This is a genomic window from Flavobacterium sp. I3-2 (genome assembly GCF_013389595.1).
In the GTDB taxonomy this organism is placed as follows: Bacteria; Bacteroidota; Bacteroidia; order Flavobacteriales; family Flavobacteriaceae; genus Flavobacterium.
In genome coordinates this window covers 22,711-47,958 of the sequence record NZ_CP058306.1, presented here as the reverse complement: position 1 = coordinate 47,958, position 25,248 = coordinate 22,711, and the positions used below count along the sequence as shown (strand labels likewise).

At 30.6% G+C, this 25,248-nt stretch carries 26 protein-coding genes; 9 read left to right on the top strand and 17 right to left on the bottom strand.

All coding sequences use genetic code 11. From position 1 onward, the window contains the following. Positions 1-21 precede the first annotated feature (21 nt). From HW119_RS00270 to recF, 4 genes are read right to left on the bottom strand one after another with little or no spacing between them, the layout of a single operon-like run. Positions 22-573 carry an RNA polymerase sigma factor gene (locus HW119_RS00270; RefSeq protein ID WP_177766476.1) on the bottom strand — a complete coding sequence of 184 codons (552 nt, stop codon included), beginning with the start codon at positions 571-573 and terminating at the stop codon, positions 22-24. A 13-nt stretch (positions 574-586) separates the two neighbouring features. After that, the gene (locus HW119_RS00265) at positions 587-1,726 is read right to left on the bottom strand and encodes a glycosyltransferase (RefSeq protein WP_177760681.1); all 1,140 of its coding nucleotides are present in this window, start codon (positions 1,724-1,726) and stop codon (positions 587-589) included. A gap of 13 nt (positions 1,727-1,739) precedes the next feature. Further along, positions 1,740-2,753: a UDP-N-acetylmuramate dehydrogenase gene (gene murB / locus HW119_RS00260; RefSeq protein WP_177760679.1), complete on the bottom strand. Its 1,014-nt coding sequence runs from the start codon at positions 2,751-2,753 to the stop codon at positions 1,740-1,742. A 49-nt stretch (positions 2,754-2,802) separates the two neighbouring features. After that, complete coding sequence (recF, locus tag HW119_RS00255) at positions 2,803-3,882, bottom strand: DNA replication/repair protein RecF (protein WP_177760677.1); 1,080 nt, start codon at positions 3,880-3,882, stop codon at positions 2,803-2,805. Between the two features lie 128 nt (positions 3,883-4,010). On the opposite strand from recF, the gene HW119_RS00250 reads away from it, so the two are divergent. The 6 genes from HW119_RS00250 (at position 4,011) to HW119_RS00225 (ending at position 10,028) form a co-directional block, all read left to right on the top strand. Then, positions 4,011-4,787 carry a tetratricopeptide repeat protein gene (locus tag HW119_RS00250; RefSeq protein WP_177760675.1) on the top strand — a complete coding sequence of 259 codons (777 nt, stop codon included), beginning with the start codon at positions 4,011-4,013 and terminating at the stop codon, positions 4,785-4,787. 3 nt (positions 4,788-4,790) lie between these two features. After that, a complete protein-coding gene (ribH, locus tag HW119_RS00245) occupies positions 4,791-5,273 on the top strand; it encodes a 6,7-dimethyl-8-ribityllumazine synthase (protein WP_177760673.1) in 483 nt (160 codons plus the stop codon). A gap of 128 nt (positions 5,274-5,401) precedes the next feature. Further along, the gene (mutL, locus tag HW119_RS00240; protein ID WP_177760671.1) at positions 5,402-7,375 is read left to right on the top strand and encodes a DNA mismatch repair endonuclease MutL; all 1,974 of its coding nucleotides are present in this window, start codon (positions 5,402-5,404) and stop codon (positions 7,373-7,375) included. Then, positions 7,375-8,127, top strand: coding sequence for a rhomboid family intramembrane serine protease (locus HW119_RS00235; protein WP_177766475.1), 753 nt, complete (start codon positions 7,375-7,377; stop codon positions 8,125-8,127). The genes mutL and HW119_RS00235 overlap by 1 nt, the downstream gene beginning before the upstream one ends. Before the next feature lies 1 nt (position 8,128). Then, positions 8,129-8,983: a rhomboid family protein gene (locus HW119_RS00230; RefSeq protein WP_177760669.1), complete on the top strand. Its 855-nt coding sequence runs from the start codon at positions 8,129-8,131 to the stop codon at positions 8,981-8,983. A 4-nt stretch (positions 8,984-8,987) separates the two neighbouring features. Continuing rightward, positions 8,988-10,028 (top strand): endonuclease/exonuclease/phosphatase family protein, encoded by a 1,041-nt coding sequence (locus HW119_RS00225; RefSeq protein WP_177760668.1) that lies wholly within the window; start codon positions 8,988-8,990, stop codon positions 10,026-10,028. Here HW119_RS00225 and HW119_RS00220 read toward each other — a convergent pair. From HW119_RS00220 to rpmH, 13 genes are all read right to left on the bottom strand, one after another. After that, the gene (locus HW119_RS00220; protein WP_177760666.1) at positions 10,025-10,888 is read right to left on the bottom strand and encodes a tetratricopeptide repeat protein; all 864 of its coding nucleotides are present in this window, start codon (positions 10,886-10,888) and stop codon (positions 10,025-10,027) included. The genes HW119_RS00225 and HW119_RS00220 overlap by 4 nt on opposite strands. Beyond that, positions 10,879-11,961: a hypothetical protein gene (locus HW119_RS00215; RefSeq protein ID WP_177760664.1), complete on the bottom strand. Its 1,083-nt coding sequence runs from the start codon at positions 11,959-11,961 to the stop codon at positions 10,879-10,881. The genes HW119_RS00220 and HW119_RS00215 overlap by 10 nt, the downstream gene beginning before the upstream one ends. Before the next feature lie 28 nt (positions 11,962-11,989). Then, positions 11,990-12,607 carry a WbqC family protein gene (locus HW119_RS00210; protein WP_177760662.1) on the bottom strand — a complete coding sequence of 206 codons (618 nt, stop codon included), beginning with the start codon at positions 12,605-12,607 and terminating at the stop codon, positions 11,990-11,992. Positions 12,608-12,616: 9 nt separating this feature from the next. Further along, the gene (gene lepB, locus HW119_RS00205) at positions 12,617-14,320 is read right to left on the bottom strand and encodes a signal peptidase I (protein WP_177760660.1); all 1,704 of its coding nucleotides are present in this window, start codon (positions 14,318-14,320) and stop codon (positions 12,617-12,619) included. A gap of 43 nt (positions 14,321-14,363) precedes the next feature. Further along, positions 14,364-15,065, bottom strand: coding sequence for a 4-hydroxy-tetrahydrodipicolinate reductase (gene dapB, locus HW119_RS00200; RefSeq protein WP_177760658.1), 702 nt, complete (start codon positions 15,063-15,065; stop codon positions 14,364-14,366). A gap of 3 nt (positions 15,066-15,068) precedes the next feature. Further along, on the bottom strand, positions 15,069-15,632 hold the full coding sequence (locus tag HW119_RS00195) for a DUF5683 domain-containing protein (RefSeq protein WP_410503964.1): 564 nt from the start codon (positions 15,630-15,632) through the stop codon (positions 15,069-15,071). Beyond that, positions 15,632-16,537, bottom strand: a complete 906-nt coding sequence (locus HW119_RS00190) for a ParB/RepB/Spo0J family partition protein (protein ID WP_177760656.1) — start codon at positions 16,535-16,537, stop codon at positions 15,632-15,634. The genes HW119_RS00195 and HW119_RS00190 overlap by 1 nt, the downstream gene beginning before the upstream one ends. Positions 16,538-16,539: 2 nt before the next feature. Then, positions 16,540-17,307 (bottom strand): ParA family protein, encoded by a 768-nt coding sequence (locus HW119_RS00185; protein ID WP_177760654.1) that lies wholly within the window; start codon positions 17,305-17,307, stop codon positions 16,540-16,542. A gap of 150 nt (positions 17,308-17,457) precedes the next feature. Then, positions 17,458-18,339, bottom strand: coding sequence for an SDR family oxidoreductase (locus tag HW119_RS00180; protein WP_177760652.1), 882 nt, complete (start codon positions 18,337-18,339; stop codon positions 17,458-17,460). Positions 18,340-18,408: 69 nt separating this feature from the next. After that, the gene (locus tag HW119_RS00175) at positions 18,409-19,191 is read right to left on the bottom strand and encodes a hypothetical protein (protein WP_177760649.1); all 783 of its coding nucleotides are present in this window, start codon (positions 19,189-19,191) and stop codon (positions 18,409-18,411) included. Between the two features lie 133 nt (positions 19,192-19,324). Beyond that, positions 19,325-20,089, bottom strand: a complete 765-nt coding sequence (locus HW119_RS00170; RefSeq protein WP_177760647.1) for a hypothetical protein — start codon at positions 20,087-20,089, stop codon at positions 19,325-19,327. A gap of 66 nt (positions 20,090-20,155) precedes the next feature. Beyond that, the gene (gene carB, locus HW119_RS00165; RefSeq protein ID WP_177760645.1) at positions 20,156-23,005 is read right to left on the bottom strand and encodes a carbamoyl-phosphate synthase large subunit; all 2,850 of its coding nucleotides are present in this window, start codon (positions 23,003-23,005) and stop codon (positions 20,156-20,158) included. A gap of 133 nt (positions 23,006-23,138) precedes the next feature. Then, positions 23,139-23,300 (bottom strand): 50S ribosomal protein L34, encoded by a 162-nt coding sequence (rpmH, locus tag HW119_RS00160; protein ID WP_035665819.1) that lies wholly within the window; start codon positions 23,298-23,300, stop codon positions 23,139-23,141. Positions 23,301-23,552: 252 nt separating this feature from the next. Here rpmH and HW119_RS00155 point away from each other — a divergent pair, with 252 nt between their 5' ends. The 3 genes from HW119_RS00155 (at position 23,553) to HW119_RS00145 (ending at position 25,190) form a co-directional block, all read left to right on the top strand. After that, entirely contained in the window at positions 23,553-24,119 is a 567-nt protein-coding gene (locus HW119_RS00155) for a DUF2892 domain-containing protein (RefSeq protein WP_177760636.1), read from the top strand. A gap of 98 nt (positions 24,120-24,217) precedes the next feature. Continuing rightward, the gene (locus HW119_RS00150) at positions 24,218-24,652 is read left to right on the top strand and encodes an FKBP-type peptidyl-prolyl cis-trans isomerase (RefSeq protein ID WP_177760634.1); all 435 of its coding nucleotides are present in this window, start codon (positions 24,218-24,220) and stop codon (positions 24,650-24,652) included. A 103-nt stretch (positions 24,653-24,755) separates the two neighbouring features. Then, entirely contained in the window at positions 24,756-25,190 is a 435-nt protein-coding gene (locus HW119_RS00145) for a hypothetical protein (protein ID WP_177760632.1), read from the top strand. Positions 25,191-25,248 lie beyond the last annotated feature (58 nt).

Here is a 25,248-nt window from a genome sequence, read left to right as displayed (position 1 = left end):
ACCGACAACGAGTCGGTTTTATTATTTATTTGAAGCAATCAATTCTACTAATAATTTTTTTGCTCTAAGTAATTTTATTTTTACATTATTCAATGGTTCATTGATTTCATCGGCAATTTCATTATAGCTCATTTCTTGAAAATAGCGCAACTGAATAACTTCTTGATAATGTGGTTTCAGTTGTTTGATACAATTTTTTAAAGTAGCTAAATTCTGTTCAAAAATCAATTCATCTTCCAATGTTGGTGAATCATCTGCAATGTTTTTGTAAATGAATTCTTCGTCTTCTGTCATTTCAACAAATTGAGTAGCTTTTCGTTTACGTAACATATCAATATGTACATTTTTAGCTATGCTGATTAGCCATGTATTAAAAGCATATTCCGGATTGTAATTTTTAATTTTATCAAATGCTTTTGAAAATGTTTCAATGCTAATATCTTCAGCATCGGTTTCATTTCCACTGCGTTTTAGCATAAAATTATAAACCTCGTTCCAATAATAATTTAGAATAGAAGTAAAAGCAACTTGGTCGCCTATTTTAGCCAATTCAATTTTTTCCTTAATGTTTATTTTCTTGTCCAATCTAGGCTATTTTTTTTCTAAACATGTTATTTAACGAATATTTCACTTGATTGATTGTTCGATGAAATTCTAAAATCGGAAACATCCAAATCAAATCTTTTTGTTGAAATTTTCCAAGCGATTTTCCAACAACAACCCAACTGATTACATATCTAAAACAAATGATGATGGTGGTTATAATCCATTCGATTTGTAAGCTCAATAACGCAATTGCCAATAGAAAAAACAAAAACTGCGAGGCGTTGAAAAATCTAACTTTAAATCGAGTTCCGTTGTTTAATTTCGACAAAACCATTTCGTCTTCATTTTTTTTAGATTGCCATTCATTTAACTTTGTGATGGATTCTAAATAGACAAATGCATTTTTTGAAATTGTATAAGTTGTGTTTTTACTCAGAGAAGCTTCATTTATAAAAAATTCATGTTCACCTAAACGATTATTCATATGTGTGATAAATCCGTTTACTTTGTAAAATTCTTCTTTTTTATAACCAAGATTTTTAGAAAAATATGAAAATGGAGCACCGTAATTTACCCAAGAAAAACTGTGTAATTGCGAAAAAACAGAATCGTATCGGATTATTTTATTAAAAAAACCTTTTGCTTTTTTGTACATCGATGGACCTAAAATTATGGTTTTATTAAAGGTGAAATTAGACGCCATGGAAATAATCCAAAACTCATTATCGATATTTTGTTCAGCATCAATAAAAAGTAAATATTCGTTTTTAGAAGCTTTAATTGCTAGCGTGTGAGCGTATTTTTTATTATTCCAAAAAGCTTCATTATTTTCAACTCGGCACAATCTAATGTTTGAAAACATTTGAGCATATTCTTTGAAAATATCCAATGTTTCATCTGAAGAAGCATTGTCAACCAAGACCAATTCGTAATCATGATAATTTTGATTAACTAAATTCGGAAGTAAACGTTTTACATCTTCTGCCTGATTTCTAGCATAAACAATTACAGATACAGGAATGCGTTTTGGGTTGTTCTCGTTTTCTTTCGAAAAAGAAAAACTTGAAAATACGCCTAAATAATAAAATAATTGAACAATAACTATTGCTATAAATACATAAAGTAATAGCATAGGTGCAAGGTTTAATAACTCAGGTGGTAAACTTAAATTTTCTTTCAATTTTTTTGATTCTTTAAATAATATTTACTTCAGGAACGATTTTAATGTTATAAAGTTCGTCAACTTTAGCTTGAATCTGATGTGCTACTGCTAAAATTTCAGCACCAGTAGCGTTTCCGTAATTTACTAAAACCAAAGCTTGATTTTTATGAACGCCAGCATCGCCAAATCGTTCACCTTTAAAACCTGCTTGTTCAATTAACCAACCTGCCGGAATTTTTATTTCATTTTCCGAAACAACATAATGTGGCATGTTCGGATTTTTTTCTAACAAAACATTAAATTCTTTTTTGGTAATCACCGGATTTTTAAAAAAGCTACCGCTATTTCCAATTTCTTTTGGATTTGGAAGTTTGCTTTCTCTGATTCGAATTACAGCTTTACTAACATCTTGAATCGTTGGATTAGAAATTTGCATTTTTTCTAATTCTTGTTTTATTGCTCCGTAATCGATATGTAAATTATGGTTTTCTTTTGTAAGTTTAAATTGAACGGACAAAATGATGTATTTTCCTTTTAATTCATTCTTGAAAACACTTTCGCGATAGCCAAATTTACAATCAGCATTATAAAAAGTTTCAATTTTTAATGTTTCTATGTTTAAAGCCTTACATGAATAGAAAAAGTCTTTGATTTCGATTCCGTAAGCGCCTATATTTTGCATTGGAGATGTTCCAACATTACCTGGAATAAGGGAAAGATTTTCTAAACCACCAAAATTATTTTTCAATGTAAATTGAACAAATTCATGCCAAACTTCACCAGCCATTGCTTCAACAAGTACAAAATCTTCTGATTTTTCAATTATAGAGATACCTTTCAAATTCAATTGAATAACCAACTTTTCGATATCATTTGTTAAAAGAATATTGCTACCACCTCCAAGAATAAAAAAATCGTTTTTAGAAGTACGTCCGATTAAATCAATTAATGGGTCAATTTGTTCTACAATAGTGAATTCACGAGCTTTTGCATCAATTCCAAATGTATTGAAAGATTTAAGTGAGTGGTTTTTTAAGATTTCCATTTTGTATATTTTGGTTTGCAAAAATAAGGAAACAAATGAAATTTTAATTTTAAAGTTGAAAGATTTCGTAATCTAAATGTGTCGATTTGACAATCAGTTCCGTACGATCTTCATGTGTGTCCGTTATGAACAATTGACCAAAAGTTTCATCGTTTACCATTTCAATAATTTGTTGTACTCTAAAAGCATCTAATTTATCAAAAATATCATCAAAAAGCAATATCGGTAGAACGCCACTTTGTTTTTTTAGAAAATCAAATTGTGCTAGTTTCAACGCAATTAAAAAAGATTTTTGTTGTCCTTGCGAACCATACTTTTTTATCGAATGATTTTCAATTTCCAACAACAAATCGTCTTTGTGAGTTCCAGCCGTGGTATAATTTACTGCTCGGTCTTTTGGCAAAGTTTGTTTCAATAATTCCAATAAAGGCATTTCGTCCAACTGACTGAAATATTTTAATTGAACTTGCTCTTGCGAATTGGTAATTTGCTGATGGTATTTTTGAAATGTTGGAACAAATAATTCCATGAAATCTTTTCTTTTCTGATGAATCGAAGTTCCTAAGTGGTGTAATTGTTCATCGTAAATTGATAAAGTTTCGTTGTCAAACGTGTAGTTTACCGCAAAATATTTCAAAAGCGCATTACGTTGTGTTATGATTTTTTGATATTGAATCAATTCTTGAAGGTAAACCGAGTCTAATTGCGAAATCACGGTATCTATGAATTTTCTTCGAGTTTCACTGCCTTCTGAAATTAAATCTTGATCCGATGGAGAAATAATCACAAGTGGAATCAATCCAATGTGTTCAGAAAAACGATCGTAAGGTTTTCCGTTGCGTTTGATTACTTTTTTTTGCCCTTTTTTTAAACTGCAAACAACATGTTCATTTTTTTCTTGTTTATCGAAAACACCATCAATAACAAAAAAATCTTCATTGTGTTTAATGTTTTGTAACGCAATCGGATTAAAGTAACTCTTACCGTTTGCTAAATAAAAAATAGCATCTAAAATGTTGGTCTTTCCAATACCGTTTTTTCCAACAAAGCAGTTGATTTTATGATTAAATTCAAAGCTTTTGTCACTAACATTTTTATAGTTTAATATCGTAAGATTTTTTAAATGCACGTTTTCTTTTTTTGTAAAAAATTAAAAATAAATGAAGGTGTTGCAAATTTCTGAAAAATATCGTTAAGAAAGACTTTTATATATGAATAAAAATCCTATTTTTGTGGCTTTAAAAATTCTAAAAAATTATGGCAACATATAATAAAAGAGGATATAAGGCTCCAAAACCTGAATTAGAAGCAGATGAAACTGTTACAGCTCAATATATTAATGATAAAGATAGTGAAACAGCAGAAGTTTTTGATACATTAGATTCTACTGCATCTAAAATGGGTAATTGGTTTACTAAAAATCAAAAGTTTATTTTTGGAGGTATTTTAGTGTTGGCAGTTGCAACTGTTGGATATTTAGGATACAACCATTTTATTGTTGAGCCTAATGAAGAAAAAGCTGCTAACGAAATGTTCCAAGCGCAGCAATATTTTGATCAAGCTGTAAATGGACAAGATACAGATTCTCTATATAACTTAGCTCTTAATGGTGGTGAAGGTAAAATGGGATTCTTGAAAATCGCTCAAGATTATTCAGGAACTCAAGCTGCATCAATTTCTAATTATTATGCTGGAATGGCATACTTGAATATAGGAAAATTTAAAGAAGCTATTCAACATTTAGAGAAATTTCAATCAGAAGATTTAATCTTAAAAGCCACTTCTTTAGGTGCTATTGGAGATTCTTTCTCTGAATTAAATCAACCAAACGAAGCTTTTGAATATTATGTAAAAGCCGCAAATCATAATAAAAATGATTTTACGACACCTCGTTTTTCTTTCAAGGCAGGTTTAACAGCTTTACAATTAGGTAAAAAAGAAGAAGCTTTAAAATTATTTACTTTAATTAAAGAAGAATATAAATCATCTCCTGAAGCTGCAAACGTAGATTATTATTTAGGAATGTCACTTTAGATTATGGCAACAGCTAATAAAAATTTATCAAACTATGACAAAACAAAACTAATCGATGCAAAACCTTTTCGATTTGGAATTGTAGTGTCTGAATGGAATGATAAAATAACGAACGGTTTATATCAAGGTGCAGTTGATGCATTGTTAGATTGTGGTGCTTTGCCTGAAAATATCATTCGTTGGGATGTTCCAGGAAGTTTTGAGTTGATATTTGGTTCTAAAAAAATGCTAGAAACACAACATGTCGATGTTGTAATTGCAATCGGTTGTGTGATTAAAGGTGAAACCATGCATTTTGAATTTGTTTGCGAAGGTGTAACTCAAGGAATCAAAGATTTGAATATTAAATTTCATGTTCCAACCATATTTTGTTTGTTGACAGATAATAACGAACAGCAATCAATTGATAGAAGTGGAGGAGTTCACGGTAACAAAGGTACCGAAGCTGCGGTTGCTGCCTTAAAAATGATAGCATTAAATCAATAAGATTTATTAAAATATTTTAAGCCTGTTTTTTTAAACAGGCTTTTTTTATGACTATTTAACAAGTTATAATTTAGTAAATACTAAGCGATTTGTTTATTTTTGTTAATTAATATAAAATCAAAAAATTCATGTCAAGTATAATCCGTTTGCTTCCAGATCACGTAGCCAATCAAATTGCTGCAGGTGAAGTGGTACAACGACCGGCTTCGGTTGTGAAAGAATTACTTGAAAACGCTGTCGATGCTGGAGCTACGATAATTAAATTGGTAATCAAAGACGCAGGTAAAACCTTAATTCAGGTTATCGACAACGGAAAAGGAATGAATGAAACAGACGCTCGTTTGTGTTTTGAACGTCATGCAACTTCAAAAATTGCAATTGCAGAAGATTTATTTAAGCTTCAAACTAAAGGTTTCCGTGGCGAAGCTTTAGCTTCTATTGCAGCTATTGCGCATGTTGAATTAAAAACCAAACAAGCCGATGCCGAATTAGGAACGCACGTAATTATCGAAGGAAACAAAATTGTTTCGCAAGAAGTTGCTGTGGTTCCTGATGGAACTTCATTTATCGTAAAAAATTTATTCTATAATATTCCTGCGCGAAGAAATTTCTTAAAATCTGATACGGTTGAGTTTCGTCATGTGATTGATGAATTCGAACGTGTGGCATTAGCTCATAATAACATTCAATTTGTGTTGATTAATAACGGAAGCGAAATGTTTAATCTTCCTGCTTCTAATTTTCGTCAACGCATCGTAAATGTTTTTGGAGGTAAAACCAATGAAAAATTGGTTCCTGTTCAAGAAACAACCGAAATTATCGAAATCAGTGGATTTGTCGCTAAGCCGGAATACGCCAAAAAGAGTAGAGGAGAACAGTTTTTCTTTGTAAACGATCGTTTCATTAAAAGCGGATTTTTACATCATGCGGTTACAGCAGCGTTTGAAGGTTTGCTGAAAGAAGGTACGCATCCAAGTTATTTTTTGTATCTAACATTGCCACCAAATAGCATTGATATCAACATTCATCCGACCAAAACAGAAATTAAGTTTGATGATGAGCAAGCTTTGTATGCGATTTTACGCGCAACAATTAAGCACAGTTTAGGTCAGTTTCAAGTGGCACCTGTTTTAGATTTTCAACGTGATGAAACTTTAGATACGCCTTATGCTTTGGAGAATTCTAAATCGGTTGAACCTACAGTTCAAGTCGATGCAGGTTTTAATCCGTTTTTAGATACCGATGTAAAATTAGGCTCGTACGAATATCAAAAAAACAATCGTTCGTATGAAGATGTTTTTTCGAGCAAAAGTTCAGGTTCATCTAAAAGTTTTAATTCAGGTGGATTATCTTCAAAGATGAATACTTCGAGCTTTCCATTTTATACAAAAAATACCGAAGTAAGTTCAAGTTGGGAAACCTTGTATGATGGAATAAAACCGGCAACAGAAGATATTTTAATTGCTCAAGGACATACTTTTGAATCTGAAGTTAAAACAGCAGCTTTGTTTGAAATGGATGATACAGAACGTTCTGTGAAAAATCAATCGTATCAAATTCAGAAAAAATATATTGTTAGTCCGATTAAATCCGGAATGATAATTATTGACCAACGTCGTGCGCATCAGCGTATTTTGTACGAACGTTACTTAGAAAGTTTATCGTTGCAAAATAATTCGAGTCAGCAATTACTTTTTCCGTTAACTTTATATTACGCAACTTTTGAAATGGAATTGCTTAAAAGTTTAGAAAAAGATTTGATTCAAATGGGTTTTTTGTTTGAAACTCTTGATAACGAAAAAATAATTATTTCTGGAATTCCAGTTACGATTTCAGAAAGTGAAGTTTCGATTGTTTTAGAAGATTTATTAAACGAATTACAAAGCGAATTTCCGGATGAAAAAGATGTATTAAAAGATAAAATAGCTAAATCGCTTTCGCAAAGTTTAGCTGTAAAAACCGGAACTTATTTAACCGACAAAGAACAAGAAAACATTGTAGATTCTTTATTTGCTTGTAAAGAACCAAATGTTTCACCATTTTTAAAACCTACATACATCACGATGCGTGTTGAAGATATCGATAAAAAATTTATGTTATGATGCCAATTACCAATGTTGTTAAGCAACTTTTAATAATCAATATAATCTTATTTGGAGCAACTTATTTTGTTCCTGTTTTAACCGAATATTTTGCGTTGTACTATTTCGAAAATCCGTTGTTTAGATTTTGGCAAATTTTAACGCATATGTTTATGCACGGCAGTGTATTGCATATTTTCTTTAATATGTTTGCTTTGTATTCGTTTGGTTCAACAATTGAACATTTTTGGGGCGGAAAGAAATTTTTATTTTTCTATATTTCATGCGGATTAGGAGCAGCGGTTTTGCATACGGCAGTGAATTATTATCAAGTAAATACAGCCGTTGATATTTTAGTTTCAAACGGATTTACAGAAAATTCTATTTTCGAAGTTTTAAATTCAGGTCGTGGTGTTTATAATACGAATTGGACTCATTTTTTATCACAAAGTCAATTAGAAGGTTTATTAAGTTCATACAATGTTTATGCAGTTGGAGCTTCGGGTGCAATTTATGGATTGTTAGTTGCGTTTGCAGTAATGTTCCCGAATGCAGAATTGGCTTTGATGTTTATTCCGATTCCGATTAAAGCAAAATACTTTGTTCCGGCGATTTTATTGTACGATTTATATTCAGGATTCAATGGAGGAGCTATTTTCGGAACAAGTACCGGAGTGGCACATTTTGCACATTTAGGAGGTGCTTTGATGGGCTTTATTATGGTTTTAATTTGGAAGAAAAATCAGTTTAACAACATGCGTTGGGATAGTTAATATGGAAATATTTCAGAATTTAAAACAAGGTTATAAATTAGGTAACATTGTACAACGTTTGTTGTATTGGAATGTTGGTATTTCTATTGTTTTTATTTTATTAAAAAGCTTTTATAAACCTGGCTATTTATTATTAGTTGCTAATACAAGTTTAAATTCTAATTTAGAAATTTTTATAACCAAACCTTGGACTTTAATTTCATATAGTTTTTTACATGCCGATTTTATTCATCTGCTTTTTAATATGCTGATGTTATATTTTATTGGTCAGTTGTTTCAAACTTTTTTTAATAAATTTCAGTTGCTAGCGGTTTATTTTTTTGGTGGAATTTTCGCTGGAATTATATTCTTAATAGGTTCACTTTTATTCGAAAATAACATGGAAGTCGTTGGTGCTTCTGGTGCTATAATGGCTTTGCTTTTTGCGATTACAGCTTATCGTCCGAATATGAATGTGCGATTGATGCTAATCGGAAATGTAAAAATTTGGTACATCGCTGCTTTCTTTGTTTTCTTAGATTTGATTCAAATTCCGTTGAATAATGCAGGTGGACATATAACTCATTTAGGCGGCGCTTTATTCGGATTTATTTATATTCAGTTGTTAACCAAAGGATTTGATTTAGGAAAATTCTTTGTATGGTTAAGTGATTTATTTTCAAAAGATAAAAAGAAATATACTAAATTTAAAAACGTTTACACAAACACAAATAAGAAACAAACATCGTACGCAAAATCGAATAATCAAAAAGATGATAATCAAAAACAAATCGATGCGATACTAGATAAAATAAGTAAATCTGGTTACGAAAGTTTATCAAAAGAAGAAAAAGAATTTTTATTTAAGCAACGCTAACCACATGAAAAACCTTTCTTGGTTTAACAAAATTGTTTATGTGCTCAATGTAATACTTGCTGTATTTACATTGATTGGTTATGTATTGCCTTTTTTGGCTCCAAAATTATTTCCTTTTTTGGCTGTTTTAACTTTAGTTTTACCATCGTTAATCATCTTAAATATTTTCTTTTTAATTTACTGGATTCTTCAATTTAAAAAACAATTTTGGCTTTCAGGTTTAATTTTTTTACTTGGAATTACATTTTTTACGAAGTTTTTTAAATTCTCAGAACAATCATTAGCAAAAGAAGAAGATGATTTTACGGTTTTAAGTTATAATGTTCGATTATTTAATTTGTTTGAATGGATTCCGAATGAAAATGTTTCAGAAAATATCAAACGATTTGTAGAAGAACAAAATCCGGATATCATTTGTTTTCAAGAATATTCTAAATCTGCAAATTTTGAGTTTGACGATTATAAGTTTAAGCATATTGTGATGCACGGCAATAAAATCAAATCTGGACAAGCAATTTATTCAAAATTCAGAATGATTAATGAAGGAGAAATTACGTTGCCAAATTCTGATAATAATGTGGTTTATGCCGATGTTATCAAAGGAAATGATACAATTCGTGTTTACAGTATTCATTTGCAATCGATAAATATTAGTCCCGACATCAACGAAAAGATTGATGAAAGTAAATCGAAATTGATTTTTAAACGAATCAGTAATGCCTTTAAAGAACAGCAAGTACAATCGGAATTGATTCAATCACATATGAACGATTTTAAAGGACGAAAAATTATTTGTGGCGATATGAATAATTCGGCTTTTTCATACGTTTACAACAATATTAAAGGTGATATGCAAGATGCTTTTGTCGAAGCCGGGAAAGGTTTTGGTAAAACATATAATTACAAGCATTACCCAGCACGAATTGATTATATTTTAGTTGATGATATTTTTGAAGTCAAAGAATTTGAAACTTTTAATACGTTTAAAAATTCCGACCATTTTCCAATTTTGGCTCGATTAAAAATTAAAAATGAACCTAATTAAGGTTCATTTTTAATTTTTAATCTATCAAGTTCTAAATCTATTTCTTCTACAAAAACTTCGTCGAAACGTTCAATATAAGGTTCGTACATTTTAGTTCCTTTTTCTATCAATTGTTTGGCTTTTTTTAAATGTAAATCTGCCTTATCAATTTCATTTTTATCTAAATATATTTTCCCTAATTGATAGTGCATTTCAGTAAAATTATCATAAACGGCTAATTGATTTTGATAATATTCAATAGCTTTGTCTATATTTCCGATTTTTGTGTAGCTTCTTGCAATATAAAAATAAGCTAAGAAATTATCCAATGGGTCAAAACCTCTTTTTTTGTCAAGTTCTAATAGTTTTTCTAAGGTTTCAATAGCTTCTTGATTTTTATCTAATTGATATAAAGCTTGTCCTTTTATCAATAAACAAGGTTCGCCATGACATGCAATTAGAGGCTGCTCTTTTTTCATTTCAAGAATTAAATCGACATCTTTGATTGCAGCTTCGTAATCTCTATAAAAATATAACATTGACCAAGCTTTGTATTCCAGTGCGTTGGTTTTGTTATTTTCTAAATCCATTGCAACTGCTTTGTTCAATAGTTTCATTGCTTTAATATGTTCGCCTGCTTTTTTGTAAGAATATGAATATCTTTCGGTGTATTCAGCATTTTTTGGATTAGCCATTAAAGCAGAATCTTTATAAATACGATGCATTTCTGAGGTTTGATATTTCTCCATCGAAAGCTTATGATATTTATCTGCTAATTGATTTCGTTCATCTAAACTAAGATGTTCAAATGGATTATTTTGTGCAAAACATCCAACAGCAAATAAACTTATTGCTATTATGTATAAATTTTTTAAGGACATAAATCTATTATTTTACCGTTTTCTATTTTGAACATTAAAAAGTAATGAATATCGATTTCTAAATTTCTTTTAGAATTCCAATCTTTGATTTCTGCTATTTTTGTGATTAGATGCTTGATTAATTCTTTGTCATATTTGGCTGCATCATAATTCATGTCCATCTGTTCTAGACCAAACCTACCAATTTCATAATTACAATTAATTGTAAAATGTATGGTTATATATCCATTTCCTTTGGTTAAAGGAGCGTCTTTCGCTAGCAATTGCATCAAACGTTTATTACCTTTTTTATAACGAATATCAGGGTCAAAAGAAAAATATTCTTTTGGTCTAAAATCCGTGCAAGTTTGGTATATATTCGAATTTTCTAGGTTTGGCTGAACCGATTTATATTCATCATAAATTGTTTTGGTTTCAGCGTAATGTACCAAAGTAAATTGATTGTTTTTGAGTTTGATGATTTCGTAAATTCTGTTTGGATACGTTTCACTATTTAAAATCTGTAGAAACAAACTTTGTTTGATTTTTTTTATTTCAAATTTATGTGTTTCAAATTCAGAATACATGAGTTCGTTATCGTAGTAATAATCGTATGTAATTTTAACTTCATTATTATTAAAATTCAATTGCTTAAATATTTTAAAATCGCTATTTGGACTTGATGGAGTTTTCTCTATTTCAGCTTGAAAGGTTTTATGATTTACTTTTTTTATAAATTCTAACGAATCTCTATCTCTTTCTTCTTTAACATTGAAAAAGAATGCTTGAAAATTTAATTTATTGTCTTTGTAATGTTCAAATTTGGCATTAGATTTTGACTTTTGAATAATTAATTTATTATTGTCAAAAGTGACCGTGTCTGTTTTACTTTTAGGAGTTTTAAATCCTAATAAAGCGTTACTATCTTTATTGAATAAATAGACAGAATCATTCTTAAATCCTAAAAAAACTTCATTAGGAACATTAAAATCTTCGGAAAAATATCCAGATACATAAAGTTCTGAATTGTTTTTGTTAGTTGTTTTACAACTTATTAATGCAAATAAACTAAATAGTAAAAGTATTTTTCTCATAATAATATAAACGCAACAAGCGATTAACTTAAAAGTTAATCGCTTGTTTTTTTAGATAATCTATTCCGTATCTTCCTTCGTTAAAAAGTAAATCCAGAATACTTAAGTTATTAATAAAACCGTATTTTTCTTCGAATACTTGCGTATAAGGTTCAAATTGGTTGGTATCTTTTTTTCCGTCAATCAAAGGTCTTAAATCTATCAAATTGGTTACTTGTTTGTGGTATTCATCTGTTTTTTCAAACGGAAGTTGAATTCCGAAACTGTCTGTAACTAATAGATGTGTTTCTAAATTTAAATCCAATAAAAACTCATATTTCTTATCGTATAAACTTCTAAAATCATCTTCGAAATATTCAAAGAAAGGCGAAGTTCTGTATGCTGATTCTAACGATTTAAAATGTTGTTTTCTCCAATTAAAATCATATTCAATACGAACGTCTTTATATTTTTGATTGTGTTCTAAACCTTTCTTAATCGGAATATTTAATAATTGAGTTCCGTTTGCTCCGTAAATATACATACGGTTTCGATTGGTTTGTTTTTGAAAATTATCGTCCATTTCAAAAGTAATTTTATCTGCTTGAATCATCGCAACAAAATGACTGATGGAAGGAAAATAACTCGGATGAATTAAAATATCCATTTTTTGATTTTAGTATTTAAAACTATCTTTCTTTTTCTTTCTGTATTTCACAAAAGAATAAACACCCCAAATTCCCATTAAAATCACAAAGTAAATAAAGAACGAATAAGGAGTTCCTGTTCCATGAACGGTTGTGAATAATCTTTCCCAACGAACTTTATCAAAGAATTTTCCCCAAGGAACATTTTGGTCTAAACTCATCCAAACGAATACTGGTTTACCAACGATATGATCTTGTGGTACAAATCCCCAATAACGACTGTCTTCAGAATTATGACGGTTATCTCCCATCATATAGTAATAATCTTGATTAAAAGTGTACGAATTTGTTTCGTTTCCGTTTATCAATATTTTTCCGTTTTCTACTTTTAGTTCGTTATTTTCGTATTCTTTAATAATTCCTTTGTACATCGGAAGATTATCCAATGTTAATTGAACCGTTTCTCCTTTTGCTGGAATATGAATAGGACCTAAATTATCTCCAGTCCAACCTGGTCTATTATGTGGGAAAATACGTGTTCCTTCATTTGGAAGTTCGTATTTTACGATAGAATCAAAAACGTTTTGACTTTTTAAATATTCAACATCGTTAGCTGTTAAGTTGATTAAAACTTCTTTGTCTAAAACAGCTTGTAACGGAATTTGATTGTTTTGAATTACACTTGCAGGTAATCCCATCGTTTTGATAATAAAAGTTCCATTGTCTTGTTTTTTTGCATCTCTAACATAAGGTTCAATAGCTTCTATTTGCCTTTGGTTAGTGAAACTTGCGATATAAGTAGACATGAATTCATTATAGCCTAAATTTGCAAAATAATTCAAATCAACTCCTTTGTCTGAATAAACAGTATAATAAAACTGAATTTTTGCACGATCACCTAAGTCTAGTTCTTTTCCATCGATATATACAATTCCATCTTTAATCTGAAGATTATCTCCTGGTAATCCAACGGTTCTTTTTACATAGTTCGATTTTTTATCAATTGGTTTATCAAAACGTTCCGTACCTCTATATCCAAAATATGGAATTGTATCTGTTGGCCAGTTGAAAACCATAATATCGTTATGAGCAGGTTTTTCAAATCCTGGAAAGCGGAAGTTTGGTATTTGTATCGAGCTTAAATATGATTTTTTATTAATAAAAGGAATGGTATCATGAACCATCGGAAAAGCTACAGGTGTTTTAGGCGTTCTTGCTCCGTAATTTACTTTACTTACAAATAAAAAATCTCCGACTAAAAGTGTTTTTTCTAATGACGATGTCGGAATGGTAAACGGTTGAATAATATAAGTATGAATAATTGTAGCAACTACAACTGCAAATAAAATTGAACTTATGGTTTCTCCTGTTTCAGTCTTAGGTTTTAAACTTCTGTCTTTGATGTATTTTACGTCCTGAACATAGTTTACAACATAAATATAAAATCCAAAAGTAACAACTCCTAAAATGGTATCTAAGGTTGAATTTTTACCAAAACTTCTTAAAGTTTCAACCCAAACTACCGGAAACATAATTAAGTTTACAACCGGAATAAATAACAAAATTACCCACCAAGTCGGTCGGTTTATGATTTTCATTAAAACAATTGCGTTGTAAATTGGTATTGCAGCTTCAAGAGGTTTTCTACCAGCTTTTATATAAAGTTTCCAAGTTCCTAAAAAGTGAATTACTTGTATAATTAAAAAAATAATCAACAATTCTGTTAATGCCATATTTTATGTTTTTTGATAAACGAAAGTAAAAGATTATTTTGATTTAACCTAAATTCAAGACATCTTTCATTGAATAAATTCCTTTTTTGTTAGCGATCCATTCAGCAGCAATCACAGCTCCTAAAGCAAAACCTTCTCTAGAAAAAGCTTCGTGTTTAATTTCTATTTCATCTACTTCTGAACGATAAAAAACGCTGTGTGTTCCAGGAATATTTGCAATGCGTTTGGCATCGATTAAAATATCAGTTTCATTTGGATTTTCAAGTGTCCAATTTTTGTAACGCGAGTTTTCGATGATTCCATTTGCTAATGAAATAGCGGTTCCTGAAGGTGCGTCAAGTTTTTGAGTGTGATGAATTTCTTCCATTGAAACTTTATAATTGTTCAATTTAGCCATCAGTTTAGCTAGATGATTATTCAGTTCAAAGAAAATATTTACACCAACACTGAAATTAGAAGCGTAAAGAAATGCTCCGTTTTTAGATTGACATAAAGCAGTTATTTCAGGATAACTTTCTAACCAACCTGTTGTTCCAGAAACAACTGGAATGTTTATATTAAAGCAAGTCGAAATATTTTCTATCGCAGTCGAAGGTAAACTAAAATCGATAGCTACATCAGCATTTTCAAGACCGTCAAAGTTGGTATTGCTTGTTTTTTTTAGGATTATTTGATGGCCACGAGTTAAGGCAATTTTCTCAATTTCTTTGCCCATTTTACCATAGCCTAATAATGCTATTTTCATTTTTTAAAATTTAAAAGTTAATTGAGCACCAAATTGGTAGGTTCCATTGAATTCATTATATTGAATAGAAGGTCTGAAACTTAAATCATCATCTACATTAAATTGTTGTAAATGTGCATCTACATTGGCGTCAACAATGTTTAAAGCGTAAATTGCTATGGTAATTACCAGTGATAAATCTCTGTTTTTTTGATGATACCGTTGGCCTCTAATCAAACGGTCATTATCTAAACGACCAAATTTTGGATCATTAGCATCATGAATTCCTTGAAGTCTTCTCTTGTATTCATTTCTGTAATCTAGGTATTTCTTTTGATTATCAACGTAAAAATAAATTCCTGTTCCGATTCCAGCATAAACAATGGGTACTTTCCAATAACTTTTATTGTAAACTTGACCCAATCCAGGAACAACAGCAGAATAAAATGCTGCCTTAGCTGGCGATAACGGATCAATTGCTTGTTTGGTCAAGGTGTTTGTTTTTAGCTTTAAACTATCCGCTTCTTGAGCAGAACAAACGCCATAACAAAATAAGCTGATAATAAAAAAACAAATTACTTTTTGCACTATTTTTCTAATAATTTAAGAATACGTTCTAAATCTTCTGCAGAATGGAACGGTACATTGATTTTACCTTTACCATTTGCAGCAATTTTGACATCTACTTTAGCACCAAAGAAATCTGTGAAAACTTTCTTTTGTGTTTCTGAAATGGTATAAGAAAATTTCTTTTTTGGAGCTTCTTTTTCGTTGTTTTCAGGCGTTCCTTCGTGATATGCTTTTACTAAAGCTTCAGTTTCACGTACAGATAAATTTTCTAAAATAATTTTTTGATAAATATCTGTTTGTGCATCCTGATCTTCAATATTAATTAAAGCTCTACCGTGTCCCATTGTAATAAAACCATCTCTAATTCCTGTTTGAATGATCGGATCTAGTTTTAATAAACGAAGGTAATTAGTAATGGTTGAACGTTTTTTTCCCACGCGTTCACTCATTTGTTCCTGAGTTAATTGAATTTCGTCAATTAATCGTTGGTACGATAAAGCAACCTCAATCGGATCTAAATCGTGTCGTTGAATGTTCTCAACCAACGCCATTACTAGCGATTCATTATCGTTGGCAATACGTATATAAGCTGGAATGGTTGTTAATCCAGCTAGTTTTGATGCACGTAAACGACGCTCTCCAGAAATTAATTGATATTTATTAAAGTCTGTTTTTCTTACTGTGATTGGTTGAATAACACCTAATTCTCTAATAGAAGTTGCTAATTCTTTTAATGTTTCTTCATTAAAATTTGTTCTAGGCTGAAACGGATTTATTTCGATAGAATCAAGTTCTAATTCAATTATGTTTCCAACAACTTTATCAGCATTTGTATCTTCTACAGATTTAATATCGTTTTCAGGATCTTTCAATAATGCTGAAAGTCCTCTTCCTAAAGCTTGTTTTTTTAATGCTTTGGCCATATTTAGTTGGCGTTTTTGTTAATTATTTCTTGTGCTAAATTTAAATAATTTGTAGCACCTTTACTTGTTGCGTCGTAATTGATAATGCTTTCTCCGAAAGAAGGTGCTTCACTTAATTTAACGTTACGTTGAATAACCGTTTCAAATACCATATCGTTAAAATGTTTTTGAACTTCTTCAACCACTTGGTTTGATAAACGTAAACGTGAATCATACATCGTAAGAAGTAATCCTTCGATGTCTAATTCAGGATTGTGAATTTTTTGAACACTCTTAATAGTATTCAAAAGTTTACCAAGTCCTTCAAGTGCAAAATATTCACATTGAATTGGAATAACAACTGAATCAGCAGCTGTTAAAGCATTTAATGTTAATAGACCTAAAGACGGAGCACAATCGATAATGATATAGTCGTATTGTTCTTTTATTTCAGCTAATGCTTGTTTAAGCATATATTCTCTATTTTCTTTATCTACTAATTCAATTTCAATCGCAACTAAATCGATATGAGCAGGAATTAAATGAACATTCGGAGCTGTACATTCTAAAGAAGCTTCTTCAGGTGTTACCGAATGCTCTAAAATTTGATAGGTTCCATATTCAACAGCTTCAACATCGATTCCTAAGCCAGATGTAGCATTGGCCTGTGGATCGGCATCGATTAATAATACCTTTTTTTCTAAAGCACCTAATGATGCAGCTAAGTTAACAGAAGTGGTTGTTTTACCAACTCCACCTTTTTGATTGGCAACAGCTATGATTTTACCCATTTGTATCTATAAAATTTAGAAATGTAAAAATACGATATTTTATGAGTTTAAGAAATCTAAATTATTAACAATTTGCTAAATGTTATGTTTTGAGATAATTACAAACTCTTAAAGGTTTTAATTTGTTGTAATTCAAACTCTAGAAGTATTTTAGCTGTTCTTTTTTTGTTTGATCATTGCTTCAAGCATATCCCACATTTCTGTTGGAATTTTTTCGAGCATATTAAACTCGCCTGCACCCTGAAGCCATTCGCCACCATCGATAGTTACTACTTCTCCATTGATGTAAGCCGAAAAATCAGAAACTAAATATGCAGCTAAATTGGCTAATTCTTGATGGTCTCCAACTCTACGTAATGGAACACGTTTTGTAATGTCGAATTTGTCTTTTAAATCGCCAGGTAAAAGTCTATCCCAAGCACCTGCTGTAGGAAATGGTCCAGGCGCAATCGCGTTCATTCGTATGCCATATTTTGCCCATTCAACTGCTAAACTTCTTGTCATAGCTAAAACACCAGCTTTTGCAGTAGCTGATGGAACAACATAACCAGAACCTGTCCAAGCGTAAGTAGTAACAATATTTAAAACGTTTTTATTGGTTTGTTTGGTATCGATCCAATGTTTACCTAAAGCTAACGTGCAATTTTTGCTTCCTTTTAAAACAATGTCGATTATCGTATCAAAAGCATTTGCAGAAAGACGTTCTGTCGGCGATATAAAATTTCCGGCTGCATTGTTAACTAAAATATCTACTTTTCCAAAAGCGTCAATCACACTTTGAAGCATATTTTCAACTTGGTCGTAATGACGAACATCACACGCAATTGCTAAGCAAGTTCCATCTGTTTTCTCTTCAAGTTCTTTGGCAGTCTTGGTTAGTTTTTCGATATCTCTAGATGTAATAGCAACCTTGGCACCAAGCTCTAAAAAATAAGTTGTCATTGATTTACCTAAACCACTACCGCCACCAGTAACAATAATAACTTTATCTGAGAGTGCATTATCTCGTAACATTTTTTCTGAAAAATTCATGCTTTTATTTTTTTGATTGTTACGTAAATATACTCAAAAATAGAATAAAATTATTACTGTGTTAATGTTTTAGTTTTCTTCGATTACGGTTTCATTTAAGCTTTCATTAACTTCTAATTCAAATAAAGTTAGTGTCGCTTGTTGATTCCTTTTTTCAGAACCTTCTGTAAGTATTTCTTTTGCTTTTTCTATTTTTCCTAATGCTAAAAAATAAGAACCTAAAAGAGCATAACCTCTGCCATCTTCTAAACTAATCATCTTTTGTGCAATTTTTTCAAGGTCTTTGTTTTCTGATATTTGTTGATTTTCAAACAGATTTTCAAAACCGCCTGTTGCTTCAATATATTTCATTCCAAACAATGCACCGCAAGCCGATGTTAAACCTTGATCACAAAGTTTTTGCATTTCGTTTAAATATTCTTCGGGTTTTTCAAAGGCAAACCAAGAAATTTCGTCTGTTTTTTCGGTGTAATTGTAAGAATAGAATTGTTGTAGTAAAATCGGATTTATGTTGTAAGTTTCAAAAAAGATTTCATATTCATCGTTTGCAGGAACTGATGTTTCTTTAAAAGTTTGTTTGTCAACCCAATTTGAAATTCCTTTGATTTTATTCTTCTCAATTTCAAAAATAAAAACACTTTTGTCCGGAAAAACATAAAGCAAATCGTCTTGAACAAAATATTCGGCTGGATAGGCGTCGTTAATAATTGCATGTCCATCACCATTAAAATGAATACTGGAATATAAGTTGTCTTTTTTAGTGTTTTTAAAATAACCGTTGATGTTGTTTGAAATGTTTTGAGCGTAACACGTAAATCCGATGAAACTAAATAAAACTAATTTGAAATTCATAAATTAAAGATTTGTTGATTTTATTTATTTTTGTTCAAATTTAAGGTTACTTTTTTTAATTTATTTGCAATACTTTACTTTTTAATCTAAAATGTAAAGTAGCTCACAACATTTTGTTCTTTAAGAATGAAGTTTATTTGATAATGTTTTCTAATTTAATTAATTGTTTTGTTAAAAAAGAATCTGCATTTAGCTTAGCAAGTTCAAAATAGTGTTTGGCTTTTTCGTTGTTTTTTATTGATGCGTAATAAATACTTAGTTGATAATAAGCTTTTCCAGGATTAAATTTTGCATAAAGAATGCAGATGTTTTCTATTTCTGTATTCTGTTTGAACTCAAATTCGGTATTGTTTGCAAATGCATCTCTAAGTTGATTCATTCTTATTCCTTCAATATAAGATTCGCAAGCAATATCAAGACCAGATTTGCAAAGAGATTGCATTTTAGGTAAGTACGTTTCATTTTCAGTAAACATCAGAAGGTTGCTTTCAAAGTTTTTTAAGTCATATTCATACGAAATATATTCATATAACAATTTAGCATTAACTTTTGAAGAATCAAATAAGGTTGAATCTTGGGTTTGATTCTTTTTAAAATAATTCAAATTATTATCAAATTCGTCAAATCTTACAATTTTATTAGATTCGATTTTAAAAAAGAAAAATTGAATTTGACTGGCGATATAAAGTTTGTTTTTGTCTTCTATAAAAATACCGGAAATGGTATCATTAATCAAAACATGTCCTTTTCCATTAAAATGAAATTTGTTGTAATTGGTGTATTTATAATCAGGATCATTGTGATTTGTTTCGAAAATCCCATGAAATGTGGTTTGTGGATTTTGAGCAAATATTGCTGAATGAATAAGAAATAGTATAATTAAGATTCGTTTTTTCATTTTAATTTAAATGTACAAAAAAACCTCGAAAGAAAATTTCGAGGTTTTTAGTATTTTGAAAATGTATTATTTACTTAAATACATTTTTCGTCTTGAGTATAATTCGTAGAAAGCATCGTCTTTTAAACTATCGATGAATAAAATACTTTCTCCTGTTGATTTCATTTCTGGTCCTAAGGCTTTGTTTACTTTAGGGAATTTATTGAATGAGAAAACAGGTTGTTTGATTGCGTATCCTTTTAATTGCGGATTGAAAGTAAAGTCAGTAACTTTTGCACCTAACATTACTTTTGTTGCGTAATTTACATAAGGTTCTCCGTAAGCTTTTGCAATGAACGGAACGGTACGAGAAGCGCGTGGATTTGCTTCGATGATGTAAACCGTATCGTCTTTAATTGCAAATTGAATGTTGATTAAACCTTTAGTTTTTAATGCAATTGCAATTTTCTTAGTGTGATCTTTAATTTGTTGGATTACGAATTCGCCTAAATTGAACGGAGGTAAAGTTGCATTCGAATCTCCTGAGTGAACTCCACAAGGTTCGATGTGTTCCATAATTCCGATGATGTAAACGTTTTCTCCATCACAAATTGCATCCGCTTCAGCTTCGATTGCTCCAGCTAAATAATGGTCTAAAAGAAGTTTGTTTCCAGGAATCGATTTTAATAAATCAATTACGTGAGTTTCTAATTCTTTTTTGTTGATTACGATTTTCATTCCTTGACCTCCTAAAACGTACGAAGGACGTACTAATAATGGGAAATCTAATTCGTCTGCTAATTTAGATGCTTCTTCAGCAGATGTTGCAACTCCAAATCTAGGGAATGGAATATTCAGTTCTGTTAATAATTCTGAGAAACGACCGCGATCTTCAGCTAAATCTAAAGCTTCAAAGCTTGTTCCTAAAATTTTAACGCCCCATTTTTCTAACTTTTCAGCTAATTTCAAAGCCGTTTGTCCACCTAATTGTACGATAACTCCTTCAGGTTTTTCATGTTGGATGATGTCGTAAATATGTTCCCAGAAAACCGGTTCGAAATATAATTTATCAGCCGTGTCAAAATCGGTAGAAACCGTTTCTGGATTACAGTTGATCATAATCGTTTCATAACCCATTTCGGCTGCAGCCATAACTCCGTGAACACAAGAATAATCAAATTCAATTCCTTGTCCAATTCGGTTTGGTCCTGAACCTAAAACAATTACTTTTTTCTTGTCTGTTACTTTACTTTCATTAGAAACATAAACAGTTCCGTCTGGTTTTTGAATTTCAGCTTCGAAAGTAGAGTAGTAGTATGGTGTTTGCGCTACGAATTCAGCAGCACAAGTATCAACTAATTTATAAACACGATTGATGTTTTTCTGCATACGTAAAGCGTGAACTTCACTTTCTAAACATCCTAACATGTGAGCGATTTGTCTATCAGAAAAACCTTTTTGTTTAGCATCTAATAGCAATTCTTTTGAAAGCGTTTCTTTAGTGAAGTTTGAAACTTCTTTTTCTAAAGCGTACATTTCTTCGTATTGCTTTAAATACCACATGTCAATTTTAGTGATATCATGAATTGTAGATAATGGAATTCCCAATGCAATCGCATCGTAAATTACGAATACACGATCCCAAGAAGCAAATTCTAATTTCTCTAAAATTTGATCGTAATTTGTGTAACCTTTTCCGTCGGCACCAATTCCGTTACGTTTGATTTCTAATGATTGCGTTGCTTTTTGTAAAGCTTCTTGGAACGAACGTCCAATTCCCATTACTTCACCAACAGATTTCATTTGTAAACCTAATGTACGATCTGCACCTTCGAATTTATCAAAGTTCCAACGAGGTATTTTAACGATTACATAATCTAAAGTTGGCTCGAATAAAGCAGAAGTTGATTTTGTAATTTGATTTTGTAACTCATCTAAATTATATCCTAAAGCTAATTTACTTGCGATTTTAGCAATTGGATAACCTGTCGCTTTTGATGCTAAAGCAGAAGAACGAGAAACACGAGGGTTGATTTCAATAGCTACAATATCTTCTTTTTCGTCTGGAGAAACAGCAAACTGTACGTTACATCCACCAGCAAAGTTTCCGATACTACGCATCATTTTAATTGCCATGTCACGCATTCTTTGGAAAGTTCTGTCAGAAAGTGTCATAGCCGGAGCAACTGTTATTGAATCACCAGTGTGAATTCCCATTGCATCCATATTTTCAATCGTACAAATAATAACTACATTGTCATTTTTGTCGCGAAGTAATTCTAATTCGTATTCTTTCCAACCTAATAAAGCTTTGTCAATCAAAACTTCGTGAATTGGAGAAGCTTCTAAACCGCGAGTTAATAAAGCGTCGAAATCTTCTTCTTTATGTACGAAAGCAGCTCCAGTTCCTCCTAAAGTAAATGAAGGACGGATAACTAATGGGAAACCAAATTCCTGAGCAATTTCTTTTCCTTCTAAGAATGAAGTTGCTGTTTTTGCAGGAGCAAACGGAATGTCAATTCTACTTAATAATTGTTTGAATTGCTCACGATCTTCAGTTACGTTAATAGCGTTGATGTCAACCCCGATTAATTTTACATTAAAATCTTCCCAAATTCCTTTTTCATCTGCTTCTAAACATAAATTTAAAGCGGTTTGTCCACCCATTGTAGGTAAAACTGCATCGATATCTGGGTGAGCAGTTAAAATCTCAATGATAGATTTTGTAGTTAATGGTTTCAGGTAAACGTGATCTGCCATTTTAGGGTCGGTCATAATCGTAGCAGGATTCGAGTTAATTAAGATAACTTTAATTCCTTCTTCTCTTAATGAACGTGCAGATTGTGATCCAGAATAGTCAAACTCACAAGCTTGACCGATGATGATTGGTCCAGAACCAATAATTAAAACCGTTTTAATTGAAAGATCTTTAGGCATTTCTATAGAAGTTGTATTATGTTAGCAAAGATAAAGATTCTAAAATTATTATTTACTTAAAATAATTTTAAAAAGTGTATAAAAAAAGGCGATACAGATAATAGTAACGCCTTTATTTATGATTATTCAATCATTATTTTTTATGTCTTGGTTCGCAAGAAACAGTTAATTTGTGTCTTCCTTTTGCTCTTCTACGAGCCAACACTTTTCTTCCGTTAGGAGTTGACATTCTGTCCATGAAACCATGTTTGTTTCTTCTTTTTCTTTTCGATGGTTGAAACGTTCTTTTACTCATTGCTCTTATCTTTAAATCTTTATAAAATTTTCTTAAGGTCAGCTTTGAAAGCGTCGCTTCAAAACCGAGTGCAAATATACAATTCCTTTTATTACTTACAAATCCTTTTTAGAAAAATATTAAATTTTATTTCTGAAGTTGATTTTTATCAACTAAAAATTTCAGAATCTTTACTATGTTTTCTATTCGAAGTTTTTTAAGCTCACAAGAATTTTTTACATTTGCAAAATTATAAAAATAATCTTTAAAATTATGCTTCATAAGAATATTAAATTAGCTATCTCTGTTTTATTATTAGCAACAGCAATTTGGCAATTTACAGAACGTAATATTGGAAACGGTATTTTCATTATTTTACTTGCTTTGATTGTATTGTTGTTTTATTTTAAAAATGAGATTCTTATCATGACTCTTTTTAAATTAAGAAAGCAAGACATGGAAGGTGCTAAAAAGATGCTGGCTAAAATTAAAAATCCAGATGGTGCTTTATTACGTAAACAGAACGGATATTTTAATTATTTAAATGGGATTGTTGTAGCGCAAGATAATTTAACTTTAGCAGAAAAATATTTTAAACGTGCGGTTGAACTTGGTTTGAATCAAGATGCTGATATGGCGGTTACGAAACTTCAATTAGCCGGAATTGCGTTTTCTAAAAATAAGCAAGCAGAAGGTGGTAAATTAATGGCAGAAGCAGAAGCTTTAGATAAACAAAATATGCTGAAAGACCAAATTTTAATGATGAAAAATCAATTAAAACAAGTAAAAGGTCAAAAAGTTCCGATGGGATATAACCACAGTAAAAAGAGAAGTTTTTAATTAAACTTGAAACGATTTATAGAAATTAAGACGCTTTTTAGGCGTCTTTTTTATTGACTACTATCAAATTGTTTTACTTTTGTAAAAAGTTTAAAAAAATGGGTGTAGCAGATATTTTATTTAAAAGGAAAAAAGAATTAGCTGAAAAAAATCTGAACGAAGGAAATGCTTTTTTAGCTGAAAATGCAAAACGCGAAGGTGTAATTTCGTTACCAAGTGGATTGCAATACGAAATTATTACAGAAACAACTGGCGATAAACCTTCGGCAACTGATGTAGTTACTTGTCATTATCACGGATATAATATTAAGAATGAAGTTTTTGATAGTTCAGTTGAACGTGGAAAATCTGCTTCATTCGGATTGAACAAAGTGATTTCTGGTTGGACAGAAGCTTTACAATTAATGAGTGTTGGAAGTAAATATCGTTTATTTTTACCTGCTCATTTAGCTTATGGCGAACAGCAAATTTCTAAAGAAATAGGTCCGAATAGTACTTTAATTTTTGAAGTAGAATTATTAGGAATAAACTAAAATCCAAATCCATTCGATTTCGAATGGATTTTTTATTTACCTAAAGCTTTGAAAATTAGTTTTAATTGTTTATTTTAGAAATTAATTATCATATGTTTTTGCTATGAAAGTTAATAGAAAATATAAAAGAAGTTTTTGGGCAGATTTTTTAATGATTATCATCATACTATTAATCTTTGTTCTTATTCCTCTCGGATACACGCCTTCCTTACAAAACTCGTTTGCTAATGCACTATTTATTATTGCTTTTGGAATTTTGTTGACTTACCTTAAAACTAAATTCTTTTTAGATTGTGCGTTGTCGGATAATAAATTTAAAATAACGTATTACAATAATATGGGAATTGAACGTAGTGTTTGTTTCTCGAACGATTCAAAATTTGTAATTATAAAACGGAATTCTATATTCGGAAAAAAAACATTAATTCGTGTTTTTCATGATCAAGGTGTACATACTTTTGAAGTTTTGGATGAATCTGTTATAAGTAATATTCCCGAAACTAATTTGGATAACGATTTTAATACGAAATCATTGTAATGAAATATGTACAAAAAAAACCACGCGAAAAGCGTGGTTTTTATATTTTAAAGAAATT

Bases quoted from the DNA above. Each gene is read 5' to 3' on its own strand.
- murB (WP_177760679.1), bottom strand. From the start codon at position 2,753: ATGGAAATCTTAAAAAACCACTCACTTAAATCTTTCAATACATTTGGA.
- HW119_RS00215 (WP_177760664.1), bottom strand. From the start codon at position 11,961: ATGAGAAAAATACTTTTACTATTTAGTTTATTTGCATTAATAAGTTGT.
- carB (WP_177760645.1), bottom strand. From the start codon at position 23,005: ATGCCTAAAGATCTTTCAATTAAAACGGTTTTAATTATTGGTTCTGGA.
- HW119_RS00225 (WP_177760668.1), top strand. From the start codon at position 8,988: ATGAAAAACCTTTCTTGGTTTAACAAAATTGTTTATGTGCTCAATGTA.
- HW119_RS00155 (WP_177760636.1), top strand. From the start codon at position 23,553: ATGCTTCATAAGAATATTAAATTAGCTATCTCTGTTTTATTATTAGCA.
- HW119_RS00235 (WP_177766475.1), top strand. From the start codon at position 7,375: ATGCCAATTACCAATGTTGTTAAGCAACTTTTAATAATCAATATAATC.
- rpmH (WP_035665819.1), bottom strand. From the start codon at position 23,300: ATGAGTAAAAGAACGTTTCAACCATCGAAAAGAAAAAGAAGAAACAAA.
- HW119_RS00170 (WP_177760647.1), bottom strand. From the start codon at position 20,089: ATGAAAAAACGAATCTTAATTATACTATTTCTTATTCATTCAGCAATA.
- HW119_RS00145 (WP_177760632.1), top strand. From the start codon at position 24,756: ATGAAAGTTAATAGAAAATATAAAAGAAGTTTTTGGGCAGATTTTTTA.
- HW119_RS00250 (WP_177760675.1), top strand. From the start codon at position 4,011: ATGGCAACATATAATAAAAGAGGATATAAGGCTCCAAAACCTGAATTA.
- ribH (WP_177760673.1), top strand. From the start codon at position 4,791: ATGGCAACAGCTAATAAAAATTTATCAAACTATGACAAAACAAAACTA.
- dapB (WP_177760658.1), bottom strand. From the start codon at position 15,065: ATGAAAATAGCATTATTAGGCTATGGTAAAATGGGCAAAGAAATTGAG.
- mutL (WP_177760671.1), top strand. From the start codon at position 5,402: ATGTCAAGTATAATCCGTTTGCTTCCAGATCACGTAGCCAATCAAATT.
- HW119_RS00190 (WP_177760656.1), bottom strand. From the start codon at position 16,537: ATGGCCAAAGCATTAAAAAAACAAGCTTTAGGAAGAGGACTTTCAGCA.
- HW119_RS00185 (WP_177760654.1), bottom strand. From the start codon at position 17,307: ATGGGTAAAATCATAGCTGTTGCCAATCAAAAAGGTGGAGTTGGTAAA.
- HW119_RS00210 (WP_177760662.1), bottom strand. From the start codon at position 12,607: ATGGATATTTTAATTCATCCGAGTTATTTTCCTTCCATCAGTCATTTT.
- HW119_RS00175 (WP_177760649.1), bottom strand. From the start codon at position 19,191: ATGAATTTCAAATTAGTTTTATTTAGTTTCATCGGATTTACGTGTTAC.
- HW119_RS00220 (WP_177760666.1), bottom strand. From the start codon at position 10,888: ATGTCCTTAAAAAATTTATACATAATAGCAATAAGTTTATTTGCTGTT.
- HW119_RS00150 (WP_177760634.1), top strand. From the start codon at position 24,218: ATGGGTGTAGCAGATATTTTATTTAAAAGGAAAAAAGAATTAGCTGAA.
- HW119_RS00230 (WP_177760669.1), top strand. From the start codon at position 8,129: ATGGAAATATTTCAGAATTTAAAACAAGGTTATAAATTAGGTAACATT.
- HW119_RS00180 (WP_177760652.1), bottom strand. From the start codon at position 18,339: ATGAATTTTTCAGAAAAAATGTTACGAGATAATGCACTCTCAGATAAA.
- lepB (WP_177760660.1), bottom strand. From the start codon at position 14,320: ATGGCATTAACAGAATTGTTGATTATTTTTTTAATTATACAAGTAATT.